At 65.6% G+C, this 12,787-nt stretch carries 10 protein-coding genes; 9 read left to right on the top strand and 1 reads right to left on the bottom strand.

Annotated features, from left to right (window positions below):
• Nucleotides 1–89 precede the first annotated feature (89 nt).
• Nucleotides 90–1,007: a DMT family transporter gene (locus QX121_RS11185; protein WP_315811927.1), complete on the bottom strand. Its 918-nt coding sequence runs from the start codon at nucleotides 1,005–1,007 to the stop codon at nucleotides 90–92.
• Nucleotides 1,008–1,502: 495 nt separating this feature from the next.
• On the opposite strand from QX121_RS11185, the gene QX121_RS11180 reads away from it, so the two are divergent.
• The 9 genes from QX121_RS11180 to rlmH all read left to right on the top strand — a co-directional run bounded on the left by QX121_RS11180 (nucleotide 1,503) and on the right by rlmH (nucleotide 12,785).
• Entirely contained in the window at nucleotides 1,503–3,425 is a 1,923-nt protein-coding gene (locus QX121_RS11180) for an adenylate/guanylate cyclase domain-containing protein (protein ID WP_315811926.1), read from the top strand.
• Nucleotides 3,426–3,542: 117 nt separating this feature from the next.
• Entirely contained in the window at nucleotides 3,543–4,733 is a 1,191-nt protein-coding gene (locus QX121_RS11175; RefSeq protein WP_315757164.1) for a phosphatase PAP2 family protein, read from the top strand.
• 19 nt (nucleotides 4,734–4,752) lie between these two features.
• The gene (locus QX121_RS11170; RefSeq protein ID WP_315811925.1) at nucleotides 4,753–6,867 is read left to right on the top strand and encodes a hypothetical protein; all 2,115 of its coding nucleotides are present in this window, start codon (nucleotides 4,753–4,755) and stop codon (nucleotides 6,865–6,867) included.
• Nucleotides 6,868–6,994: 127 nt separating this feature from the next.
• Complete coding sequence (gene obgE / locus QX121_RS11165) at nucleotides 6,995–8,065, top strand: GTPase ObgE (protein ID WP_315757162.1); 1,071 nt, start codon at nucleotides 6,995–6,997, stop codon at nucleotides 8,063–8,065.
• A 326-nt stretch (nucleotides 8,066–8,391) separates the two neighbouring features.
• Nucleotides 8,392–9,528, top strand: a complete 1,137-nt coding sequence (gene proB / locus QX121_RS11160; RefSeq protein WP_315811924.1) for a glutamate 5-kinase — start codon at nucleotides 8,392–8,394, stop codon at nucleotides 9,526–9,528.
• Between the two features lie 74 nt (nucleotides 9,529–9,602).
• Entirely contained in the window at nucleotides 9,603–10,892 is a 1,290-nt protein-coding gene (locus QX121_RS11155) for a glutamate-5-semialdehyde dehydrogenase (RefSeq protein ID WP_315811923.1), read from the top strand.
• Nucleotides 10,893–10,958: 66 nt separating this feature from the next.
• The gene (locus QX121_RS11150; RefSeq protein ID WP_315757270.1) at nucleotides 10,959–11,582 is read left to right on the top strand and encodes a nicotinate-nucleotide adenylyltransferase; all 624 of its coding nucleotides are present in this window, start codon (nucleotides 10,959–10,961) and stop codon (nucleotides 11,580–11,582) included.
• 307 nt (nucleotides 11,583–11,889) lie between these two features.
• Nucleotides 11,890–12,246: a ribosome silencing factor gene (gene rsfS / locus QX121_RS11145; protein WP_315740729.1), complete on the top strand. Its 357-nt coding sequence runs from the start codon at nucleotides 11,890–11,892 to the stop codon at nucleotides 12,244–12,246.
• 56 nt (nucleotides 12,247–12,302) lie between these two features.
• Nucleotides 12,303–12,785 (top strand): 23S rRNA (pseudouridine(1915)-N(3))-methyltransferase RlmH, encoded by a 483-nt coding sequence (gene rlmH, locus QX121_RS11140; RefSeq protein WP_315740728.1) that lies wholly within the window; start codon nucleotides 12,303–12,305, stop codon nucleotides 12,783–12,785.
• Nucleotides 12,786–12,787 lie beyond the last annotated feature (2 nt).

Raw genomic sequence — 12,787 nt, 5'->3', positions numbered from 1 at the left:
CACGCGCCAGCGTCCGCGGAGAGATCACCCCACCCCGCTCGCCCGCTTCGCGTGCGATCGACCCTCCCCCTCCAGGGGAGGGTGGCATCTCAGGCCGGCGGATTCACCGCACCCTGTCCCTGCCCCAGGCTTCGTTCCCGCAAGTAGATGTACAGCCCCGCGCCGATGATGATGGTGGCGCCGACGATCGTCGCGGGATGCGGCACGTCGCCGAACACGACGAAGCCGAACAGCACGGCCCAGACGATCATCGTGTACTGATAGGGCACGACCACTGAGGCCGGCGCGAGCTTCAGCGAGCGGTTGACGCAGAACAGCGCGGTCACCGAGATGATGCCGGCGGCCGCGAACATCACCAGGCTGCCGGGCGTCGGCGTCACCCAGCCGAACGAGGACATCGCCGCGCCGAGCAGGAAGGTCCCGACGAATTGCGACGACGCCATCACGATGTCCGGCGTTGCGCGCAGGCTGCGCGTGATCAGCATCAGCACCGCGAACGACAGACTGCCGCCGAGCGCAATCAGGGCCGGCAGGCTGAAGGTCTGCGCCGAGGGCCGCAGCGCGATCAGCACGCCGCAGAATCCGATCAGGATCGCGGTCCAGCGTCGCCAGCCGACATGCTCGCGCAGCACCAGCGCAGACAGCGCGGTGACGAAGATGGGACCTGCGAGATAGTAGGTGATGACGTCGGCAAGCGGCAGATAGACGGTGGCGAGAAAGAACGCCGCGACCTCGAGCGTCGACAGGATCACGCGCACCAGCTGTAGCCAAGGACGCTCGAGCTGCAGAAAGGCGACCCGGTTGCGCCAGATGAACGGCGCGAGCAGCAGCAGCGCCGCACAGGCGCGCAGCCACAGCAGTTGGCCGACGGCGTAGGTCGACACCAGGAACTTGCCCAGGGCATCGCCGAACGAGAACATCGCGATCGACAGCAGCATCAGGCCGATGCCGGCCAGCCGCGCCGATCGTACATCGTTTTGGACGGAGATCCGGGAGAGGAGGGTCATTGCGCAATGGGCTGGTTGTTCTGGCTGAAGCCCGGGTGCGATATGGTCGCGGTATCCCGGCCTTCACTTCTTCATCGGCTCGTTTAGGAGTCGTGAGCGCGCGCGACAAGCCCTTGGCGGGAAGATGCGCAAACACAGGCGCCGATCACAAGATCACGATTAAGCGAGCCGGGGTTCCGGCGCACCACACTCGCCCGGGCCTCATACTGCAGCTTCTTTTCGATCCGGTTCTTCAACCTGCGATTTTGCTGAACCATTCGGGCGCTCGGCAAAACCCATCATATGCAGTTGCATTTGGGACGAGGCGCTCCGAATCTGACGCGCGATGGCGGCTCTAGAAGCGGTTCGAGTATCTGGTCATGCCAACGCAGCATATCCCCATACCCACATTCGTCGGCAGCAGGGCAGCGCCGGCACCGCATCGCTTGCACCCGCGCGACATCTCGGCTGGCCGCCGCGTCATGAAACAGGGCGAGCGCCCGTTTCGAGTCCGATATGAGCAGTGATGCAGAGGGCAAGAACGAGCTGGATCTCCGGGCGGAACCGCCCGCGATGGGGAATGCTGCGGCAAGTCTGGTGCTGCAGCAGACCGTGGTGCTGTTGGTCGATGTGGTCGAATCCGTGCGCCTGATGAGCGCGCATGAGGCTGCTACCGTTCAGCGCTGGACCGAACTCATCCGCCTGATCGCGTCGGAAATATTGCCCCGGCATCAGGGCACTCTTGTGAAAAGCCTTGGCGACGGCTTGCTTGCTCGTTTCGAGACCGTCAGGGATGCCGTGAATGCCGTTGCCGAGATGCATCGAGCGGCGGCTGCGCAGAACGCCGGGCTCCCGGATGATCGACATCTTCACTTGCGTGCGGGCATCAACGCCGCAATGGCTTGGAGCGATGGCGTCGACATCTACGGGACCGGCGTCAACCTTGCGGCACGGCTGGCAACTCTGGCCGGACCCGGCGAGACGATCGCAAGCGCATCGGCGCAGGAGGAGCTGGCTGCCGCTCTGGCTAGCCTCGCCAGCCCAGGCGAGACGATCGGGAGCGCCGCCGCGCGTGACGAATTGACGCATGGCGTCGACGCGGTCTGCGAAGATCTCGGCAACTGCGTTTTGAAGCACTTTGACAGGCCGGTTCGAGCATACCGCGTCGGTCCGCCGGGGCCGCAGCCGACCATCGCCGGGAGGCGCGACTACGGAGCGGCGATGCAGCCGAGCATTGCCGTGATTCCATTCGCAGCCCGAACCGAGGCGCCTGGGCTCGTGGACGTCGGCAACCTGATCGCCGACGGCGTGATCTGGCGCCTGTCGAAGTCTGCGAATCTCAAGGTGATCTCGCGGCTTTCGACCGCCGTGTTCCGCGGTCGGACCAGCGACCTTGGCCAGGTCTCGGCGCATCTGGGTGCGGCCTACGTCCTCAGTGGAGCCTATGTGGCCAACGGCAGCCAGATCATGGTGACTGCTGAGCTCTCCGCCGCCCGCGACGATCAGGTGATCTGGACGGATCGGCTCAGCGGATCCGTCGAGGATTTGCTTCGGCCCGAAAGCGAGATGGCCGATCGCATCGCACGAGCCGTACACTTCGCCGTGTTCGACGCCGAGGTCGACCATATCCTGACCCAGCCGCTGCCGACGCTCGAGAGCTACTCGCTCCTGCTCGGCGCAATCAAGCTCATGCACAGGTCCACCAGGGAAGAGTTTCTCCAGACACGCAATATCCTCGAGGAGCTGATCAACCGGCACGGCCGTATTGCGGCCCCGCGCGCCTGGCTCGGCCACTGGTACATCCTGCGACTGACACGAGGCTGGTCCGAGGACCGCACCCGCGACGCAGCCGAGGCCCTGGCGACGACCCATGCCGCGCTTGATCGCGACCCGTCCGACGCGCTCGCGCTCGCAGCCGAGGGGTTCGTCTACTGTCATCTGTTCAAGGACCTCGACATGGCGCGCAGGCGTTGCGAGGCGGCCGTCCTCGCAAACCCCAGCCACGCGCTCGGCTGGCTGTTCCTTGGGACGGTCGACGCATTCAAGGGTGACGGTGCCGCTGCAGTGCACGAGACCCAGCGCGCCATGGAGCTCTCGCCGCTTGATCCGATGCGCTATTACTTCGAGTCGCTCAGCGCGACGGCTGCACTTTCCGCTCATGACTATGCCACCGCTGAAAGACTTGCGCGCTCATCGCTGGCACTCAACCGCATGCACCCCTCGACGTGGCGAGCCTTGACCATTGCGCTCGTGCTGCAGAGCCGAATGGAGGAGGCCCGATCGACACTAGCGAAGGTGCGGGAGGTCGACCCGACGCTGACGGTCGAAACCTATCTTGCCCGCATGCCGAACGCTCAGCTCGAAACCGGTCGGGAATGGGCGCGCTGTCTGGCGTTAGCCGGCCTGCCATCCGGTAACGGCAACTCCAAGCGGCATTGAGGACGAAAAGGATCCGGGCGTGTGAACTGGTCGACAGCTGAGTGAGTATCGCCCGGCGAACTGCAACTGAAAGGACGACCCTACCATTGTGAGCTGACTCAATCATAGGAGGCGGACATGGGCCAACTGGGCGGCGCAGGTGGTGCCGGCGGAGCGGGCGGAGCAGGCGGCGCGGGTGGCGCGGGTGGCGCGGGTGGCGCGGGTGGTGCCGGTGGCGTCGGCGGCGCGGGCGGTGCCGTACTCGGCACGCTTGGCGATGTCTATGCCAATCCGGTGATGGTCGATGCATTGATCCATGTGCGCGAGGGCAGCATCGTCACCGAAAAACCGCTCGTGCTTTATGAGCCGGCGCTCCCGGTCATCGATGACCCCGCCCAAATGGAGCGCTGGGAGGCGTGGGTTCGCGCCTATGTTGCTATCGGAGAGATGCTGCAAGGCATCACCTTCCAGGGCATCACGGCAAACTCTCAACCGTCAAGCTCTGACGCCTTCCAGATATGGTCGTCCGTATCCGGACAGAGATCGCTGATCGCCGAAATTCAGCGGCCGGCACAAACCACCTTCGAACAGCAGATCCCCCTGGTCCTCAGTTGGGCCGAACTGCGCAACGAGCGCGCCACGGAAATCCTGGCGCAGATCGATCCGCAGTTCGCTTTCTGGGCATCGATCGTCTACCTCCATGCCGAGCGGACGCGGCGCACATTCGAACTCATCAACATGGTGCTGCAATTTTGCGTCTACGTGGAGATGCGCGTCAAGCACGCGCTGGGCTGCTACCGTCCGGTCGAATACAACGCCGAGGTCCAGCCGATGATCACGACCCCGGGGCATGGAAGCTTCCCGATGGGGCACGCGACGCAGACCTATGCGGTCACCTACGTGTTGAAGCAGTTGCTGAAGCTTGATCCGACGCGGCACAAATGGGTCATCGATCAGCTCGATCGCGTGTGTGCCCGGATCACGACCAACCGCGTCATCGCCGGCGTCCACTTTCCGGCTGACAGCATGGCGGGACGCATGCTGGGCGTCGCCCTGGGCGAGTACTTTGTCGGGCGTTGCGATGGGGACGAGACGAGCCAGCCCTTCATGAAGCGGACCTTCCTTGCGGCAGGAATCGACCAATACCCGACGACGGATTTCAATCCGTTCAACACCACGATCGTCCCGGCCCAGGATCTCGACCAGGGTCCGTTCTACTTCTCGCAATCTGCCGGCGTGAACGTCACCCAGTCCCCTCTGATGCATCACGTCTGGTGTGAGGCTCAAGCGGAGTGGAAGGGCAGATTTGGCGTTCCGAGCTACCCATAATTCATGCGGAGAGCGAGCCATGGCCGAGCCCGGGGCGCCCAAGAACTATCCGAGATGCTTCGATCCCTATCTCCGATACGCGATCTCGACGGAATTCAAGAACTTCGAGGAAAACCTCCAGGAAAAATGGGATCGTTTCGACGATGACAAATACAGGCTCCTGCTCCTGATCGAGCTGAAAGAGGCTGGAACGGCCGCAGATTTCGCGAAAGTGGCGGGCCAGCTGGAACCAACCCAGCCCGAGTTCGCCACGACAAAGTACGGCATCGAACTCGCGCCTTATGCGGCAGACTCGCGGTACCTGACGATGCGCTGCCGCGCGAGTGCGGTGCTGGATAGCGCATTGCACGAGTCCGTCTGGGGCAATTATGTCAACCGGGTCGCGTTATCCTTGCCGGTCAAACCGTCATCTCCCAAGTCCTTCCAAAAGAGTGCGCCCATCCGCCACCGCTTCAAGGAAGGTAAGGAGGCGCCAGGACCGCTTCTGATCGGCATGCTGGACGATGGCTGCCCGTTTTCTGCGGCGCGCTTCCTAAGAACCAGCGGCCCACTGAGCACGCGGGTCCGAGCCATCTGGGATCAGAACCAGAATAAGCAGCCGGTCGCGATCGGAACGCGCAAGTTCGGAATGGAGCTCACCGACTTTGCCTACGGTCTCGAGTACCGACGCGATTTCGCCGCCGGCATAGAGCCGCAGCAGATCGGACTCGACGATTGGATCTCGCTGCACGCGACAGCTACCGATGGCGTCGACGAGGATGGCTGTTACGCAGCCGCCGGGTTCACGACCCTCGCACGCCGGGACTCGCATGGGGGCCATGTCATGGACGTCCTGGCGGGGCCTGTTCCGATTTCCTCTCGTATCGGCCCGTCGAAACCAGGCAAGGATCGCCGCGATCCGCCGAGTTGGACACCTGGTCGCCCCTCGACTGATCCTGCGTGCGACGCTGACGTCGTGTTCGTGCAATTCTCCGATGAATGTATCCGGGATGCGACTGGCGTGTGGCTGAAGACCTATGTCGTCCAGGGCATCCAGTACATTCTGTCGTTTGCAGACCCGGTCAAGACCAGGAACGTGATCATCAACCTCAGCTACGGTCCGACCACCGGACCGCATGACGGCACGGCAGAACTCGAGAGCGCCTTGTCGGCTCTGGTTGCTGAATACAACGGCAAGAACAACAAGCCGAAGCTCGACATCGTGCTCTCCGCCGGCAACGCCTATCTCAGCGACGGTCACGTCGTCTTCACCAGCGACAGCGAGCAGCCCGAGCACGTCGAATGGATCTGGCGTTTGCCGCCGGACAATACCGTGCTGGTCTTTGCAGAGATCTGGATGGAGGACGATGAGGCCCAGGGAGTCACCGTCACCTTGACGTCGCCGAGCGGCAAAGTTCAGCTGACATCAGGCAGTGCTGTCATCGGAACAACGCTTCCGAAGCCGGGCGGCACCACCCCTCAGCTGATCGGCCCGATCGTCTGGGGCAAAGACAGGATGTGGCTGCTCGAAGTCGGCCCGACCGTGGTGAGGCCAGAAGATCAGGCCAGCCACGAGCACGGCGACTGGACCATCAAGGTCGACGGCATTCCCGAAAACGCCGAAATGCACGCCTATGTGGCGCGCACCGATCCGAACATGGGCGCGCGCACGGGGGCCAAACGCTCGCATTTTGTCGATTCCAACTGGGAGCAAACCCGGTCGGCTGGGGCCAGTTGCACGCGCATCGACGGGGAGTTCGATCGGACCGGATCGCTGTTGGATCGGTTTGGGACGCTGAACGGGATCGCAACCGGCAAGAAGCACCGGGTCCATGTTGCAGGCGGGTACGTGGTGGCGGATGGCCGCAAGACGCCTTATTCATCGGCGGGCCGGCCCCGCGGCGGCCACCGCATCGGTCCGGATTACGTGCTGCCCTGTGACGAAGACAACGCCCTCACCGGAATCCGTGCCGGGGGTAACCGGAGCGGCGCCGTCCTGCGCCTGATCGGGACGAGCACTGCGGCTCCGCAACTCGCGCGCCAATTTGCGAGATTGCGCGGCGGCTTGGCTTTGCCTCAGCCCACCGCCGTCCCGTCCCCGAACGACATCGCGGAGATCGCAAAGAGGGGCGGCGGCGATCTCGAGCCGCCGTAGCGGCAGGTCGTCGCGGTGCTGCGCGAGCGGCCTTCGGCCCTGACCGGGGCGGGAATCTTGAGCTTTTCCGCGCGATCCGCGGCGGTTTGAGTTGCCCCGGAGGCCCGCCTCGCCTACCTAGAGCCCTATGAAATTCCTCGATGAAGCCAAGGTCTATGTGCGCTCCGGCGACGGCGGCAACGGTTGCGTTGCGTTCCGGCGCGAGAAGTTCATCGAGTTCGGCGGCCCGAACGGCGGCAATGGCGGCCGCGGCGGCGACGTCGTGATTGAGGCCGTCGACGGCCTCAACACCCTGATCGACTACCGCTACCAGCAGCATTTCAAGGCCCAGAGGGGCGGAAACGGGTCCGGCAAGGACTGTCATGGCGCCGGCGGCAAGTCGGTGGTGCTCAAGGTTCCAGTCGGCACCCAGATCTTCGACGAGGACCGGGAGACGCTGATCCACGACTTTACCGCGGTCGGCGAGCGCTTCGTGCTGGCCCAGGGCGGCAATGGCGGCTTTGGCAACGCGCATTTCAAGTCGCCGACCAACCGGGCGCCGCGCCACGCCAATCCCGGCCAGCCCGGCGAGGAGCGCTGGATCTGGCTGCGCATGAAGCTGATCGCCGACGCCGGCCTGGTCGGCCTGCCCAATGCCGGCAAGTCGACCTTCCTGTCCAAGGTCTCGGCCGCCAAGCCGAAGATCGCCGACTATCCGTTCACCACGCTCCATCCACAGCTCGGCGTCGTGAACGCCGACGGCCGCGAGTTCGTGCTGGCCGACATTCCCGGCCTGATCGAGGGCGCGCATGAGGGCGCCGGCCTCGGCGACCGTTTCCTCGGCCATGTCGAGCGCTGCCGTGTGCTGCTGCACTTGGTCGACGCCACCTGCGAGCATGCCGGCAAGGCCTACAAGACGGTGCGGCACGAGCTGGAAGCCTATGGCGGCGAGCTGACCGACAAGGTGGAGATCGTCGCGCTGAACAAGATCGATGCGGTCGACCCGGACGAGCTGAAGAAGCAGAGGGATCGGCTGAAGCGCGCCGCCAAGAAGACGCCGCTGTTGATCTCCGGCGCCACCGGCGAGGGCGTCAAGGAAGCGCTGCGCAAGCTCGCCGACGTGGTCGGCGAACAGCCGGTGTCCCTCAAGGCCAAGAGCACGACCGAGAGCGCGGCGACCGAGGAGCCATGGGCCGCGCCGCTGCCACCGCAGGGCTGACGCTCACGCCGAACCTTGCGTCACAGGCTGCGGCCGGCGCATATGTCGCAGCAACGTTTCGCTATCTCGTCTCTCCCTTTGAAGGCGGCCGGCGGGCATTCAATCGAGGATTTTGGAAGCTCTCACCCGCGCATTCCGGTGCGCTCCCTCCCCCCTTGTGGGGGAGGGTTGGGGAGAGGGTACCCCAACGGCGGTCTTGCCGTGTGGACCCCCACCCCCGCCCCCTCCCCGCAAGGGGGAGGGGAGGACACCGGCCTCGCGGCGACGGCATGCCTTGATCTTCCGACGTCTGTCCGATGCTGCTGACCCCAGACCGAACCACCACCATGGCACCCCGTCTCGAAAATTTCCGCCGCATCGTCGTCAAGGTCGGCTCGTCGCTGCTGGTCGATTCCGAGGCCGGCGAGGTGCGCGCCTCCTGGCTCACAGCGCTGGCCGCCGACATCGCCAGGCTGCACAGCCGCGGCTGCGAGCTGCTGGTCGTGTCCTCAGGCTCGATCGCGCTCGGCCGCAGCCGGTTGAAACTGCCGCGCGGACCGCTGAAGCTGGAGGAAAGCCAGGCGGCCGCCGCGGTCGGCCAGATCGCGCTGGCGCGGACCTGGTCGGAGGTGCTCGGTGCTCATGGCGTCAGTGCCGGCCAGATCCTGGTGACGCTGCAGGACACCGAGGAACGGCGGCGCTATCTCAACGCCCGTTCGACCATCGCCAAGCTGCTGGAATGGCGCGCAGTGCCGGTCATCAACGAGAACGACACGGTTGCGACGGCCGAGATCCGCTATGGCGACAATGATCGCCTCGCCGCCCGTGTCGCGACCATGGCGAGCGCCGATCTGCTGGTACTGCTGTCCGATATCGACGGCCTCTACACCGCGCCGCCCGCGCAGGATCCCAACGCCCGGCTGATCCCCGTGGTCGAGAGCGTCACCGCCGACATCGAGGCCATGGCCGGCAGCGCCGCCTCGGAGTTTTCGCGCGGCGGCATGCGCACGAAGATCGAGGCCGCCAAGATCGCCACCACCGGCGGCACCCACATGCTGATTGCGTCCGGCAAGATCGAGCACCCGCTGCGGGCGATCGCCGATGGCGGCCGCTGCACTTGGTTCCTGACGCCAGCGAACCCGGTCACCGCGCGCAAACGCTGGATCGCGGGCTCGCTGGAGCCGAAGGGCACGCTGACGATCGACGCCGGCGCCGTGACCGCGCTGCGGGCGGGCAAGAGCCTCTTGCCCGCCGGCGTCATCCGTGTCGATGGCCAGTTCGCCCGCGGCGATGCCGTGGTGGTGCGCGGCCCCGACACCCATGAGATCGGCCGCGGCCTCGTCGCCTACGACGCCGATGATGCCGAGCGGATCAAGGGTCGCTCGTCGCCGGACGTGGCCGTCATCCTCGGCGTCTCCGGCCGCGCCGAGATGATTCATCGCGACGACCTGGTGATCGGCCCGGCGGGCGCCGGCCCAGCCTGAGGCCAAGGCACCGGCGTTCGCAAACGGCCTCGTTCCGTGCTACTGGAGAGCCTTAGTTCAAGGTTGAAAAGCCCATGACCGCGCCTTTGAAAGCCATCGACGGCAGCGCCGATCTGCCCGCCCTGATGAACGACCTCGCCAAGCGCGCCCGTGCGGCCGCCCGCGTGCTGTCGCTGGCGCCGGCCGAGCAGAAGAACCGCGCGCTGGAGGCGATGGAGCGGCGGATCCGCGCCCGCACTGAAGCGATCATCGCCGCCAATGCCGAGGACGTTGCCGAGGCCAAGGCGGCCGGCATGACCTCGTCCTTCCTCGATCGCCTCACCCTGACCCCGGCCCGCGTCGCCGCGATGGCCGACGGCATCGCCGTGGTACGCGGCGTCGCCGATCCGGTTGGCGTCGTGACCGAGAGCTGGCAGCGGCCGAACGGGATGACCATCGAGCGCGTACGGGTGCCGCTCGGCGTCATCGCCGTGATCTTCGAAAGCCGTCCCAATGTGGCGGCCGATGCCGGCGTGCTGTGCCTGAAGTCCGGCAATGCGGTGATCCTGCGCGGCGGCTCGGACTCATTCCGCTCCTGCCGGGCGATCCATGAATGTATGGTCGAGGGGCTGCGCGAGGCGGGCTTGCCGGAGGCCGCGATCACGCTGGTGCCGACGCGTGACCGGACGGCCGTCGGGCTGCTGCTGTCGGGCCTGAACGGCGGCGTTGACGTGATCGTGCCGCGCGGCGGCAAGAGCCTGGTTGCGCGCGTCGAGGCGGAGGCGCGCGTGCCGGTGTTCGCCCATCTCGAAGGCGTCAATCACGTCTATGTCGATGGCGCCGCCGATCTCGAGATGGCCAAGTCGATCGTGCTGAACGCCAAGATGCGACGTACCGGCGTCTGCGGCGCCGCAGAGACGCTGCTGGTCGATCGCGCCAGCGCCGACAAGATCAAGCCGCTGGTCGACATGCTGATTGGCGCCGGCTGCGAGGTGCGGGGCGACGATGCGGTGCGGGCGGCCGATGCGCGGGTGAAGCCGGCCAGCAACGAGGATTGGGACACCGAATATCTCGACGCGATCATCGCCGCCAAGGTCGTCGACGGCGTGGAGGGCGCGATCGCCCACATCCACGCGCACGGCTCGCACCACACCGACGCGATCGTCACCGACGATAATGCCGCGGCCGACAAGTTCCTCAACGAGGTCGACTCGGCCATCGTCTTGCACAATGCCTCGACCCAGTTCGCCGACGGCGGTGAGTTCGGTTTTGGCGCCGAGATCGGCATCGCCACGGGCAAGTTCCATGCGCGCGGGCCGGTCGGGGTCGAGCAGCTGACGAGCTTCAAATACCGCATTCACGGCAGTGGTCAGACGCGGCCATGACCGCCGCATCCTGTGGTTGAGTTACACGAGCAGCAGGCGGGGGCCGCCGTGACCAACGCCACAGCCATGCGGCCTGCGATCCGCCAGGCGCTGCCGCCCTACAGCGACGGCATGCGCATCGGCCTGCTCGGCGGCTCGTTCAATCCGCCGCACCAGGCGCACCGCGCGATCAGCCTGTTCGCGCTGAAGCGGCTGCAGCTCGACCGTGTCTGGTGGCTGGTGACGCCGGGCAATCCGCTTAAGAACAATGGCGGGCTGCATGCGCTGGCCGAGCGCGCCGAGGCCGCGCGCAAAGTCGCCGCCGATCCGCGCATCGAGATCAGCTGTCTCGAATCCGTCATTGGCACCCGCTACACTGCCGACACGATCGACTATCTGCGCCGGCGTGCATCGCGCTTGCGCTTCGTGTGGATCATGGGCGCCGACAATCTCGCGCAGTTCCATCGCTGGCAGAAGTGGCAGCACATCGCGGCCCAGGTTCCGATGGCCGTGGTCGATCGTCCGCCCCGCAGCTTCCGCGCCCTGAACGCGCCCGCCGCACGCGCCCTGGCGCGGTATCGCATTCCCGAAGCGCAGGCCAGCCGTCTCGCCGACAGCGCCGCGCCAGCCTGGGTCTACCTCACCGGCCTCAAGCTCAGCCTGTCGTCGACGGGCCTGAGGAACCCGGACGGCAGTTGGAAGTCGTTCTGAACGGCCGCGCTCGCTGTCGCGCGGCATCGGATGTGCATGGAACTTGCCGTCCCGTTACGGTCCGAAGCGGGGCGGCCGGTCGAGAATGTCGGGCCGGGCAGTCGGGGCACTGGATTGTTGAAACCGTTAACCCCACATGCCTAGTATGGTCAGCAGGCCGGGTTGGATTCGGCCTGCGATACAGTGAAAGGAATGGTCCCTGACCACATCTGTATTGTCCCAGTCGGCCTTACCCAAGACGAAGGCAACGACGACCAAGTCGGCCACTGCCAAGTCAGCGCGTAAGACGTCGACCCGAGATGCGGCCTTGCAGGCGCAACCCGACGCCGACAAGACCCTGCGCACCATCCTCTCCCGCCTCGAAGACATGAAGGCGGAGGAGACGGTCACGATCAATCTTCACGGCAAATCGGCGTATTCTGACTACATGGTCATCACCACGGGCCGCTCGAACCGGCACGTCGGGTCGATCGCGGAAAACGTCGCCAAGGGCCTGAAGGAAGCCGGCACCAAGAAACTCCACATCGAGGGCCTGCCCAATTGCGATTGGGTGCTGATCGATTCCGGCGACGTGATCGTGCACGTGTTCAGACCCGAGGTTCGCGAGTTCTACAATCTCGAGCGATTGTGGACTCAAGGGCCGAACCCGGCGAAGACGGTCTAGGCGGCCCCACGCCGCGCCGGATGCGAATCGTGCGGCGCACGTGCTAGTCCGTGCGCATGCGCCTGATCGTGGTCGCCATCGGCCGGTTGAAGCAGGGTCCCGAGCGGGAGCTCGCGGAGCGCTACCGCGGGCGTTTTGATGACATCGGCCGCAAGCTCGGCTTTCGCGGCCTCGACATTCATGAGATTCCGGAAAGCCGCGCCCGCGACGCGGCAACGCGCATCGCCGAGGAGGCCGCTGCGATGTCGGCGGCGATCCCGGACAAGTCCGTGCTGGTGTGTCTCGACGAACGTGGCCAGAACGTCGACAGCACAACCTTTGCGGGTTATCTCGGCCGCTGGCGGGACGAAGGCATTCCGGCCGCCGTCTTCGCAATCGGCGGCGCCGACGGACTTTCGCCCGAATTACGGCGCAGAGCCAAGCTTGGGGTTGCGTTCGGCGCTGCGACCTGGCCGCACCAGATCGTCCGCGTCCTGCTGCTCGAGCAGATTTACCGTACTGCTACGATCCTGGCCGGTCACCCCTATCACCGCGCTTGAAT

It is taken from the genome of Bradyrhizobium sp. SZCCHNR2028 (assembly GCF_032380995.1).
GTDB lineage: Bacteria > Pseudomonadota > Alphaproteobacteria > Rhizobiales > Xanthobacteraceae > Bradyrhizobium.
The sequence above is the reverse complement of the archived record's forward strand: the minus strand, read 5'-3'. Positions and strand labels throughout refer to the sequence as shown.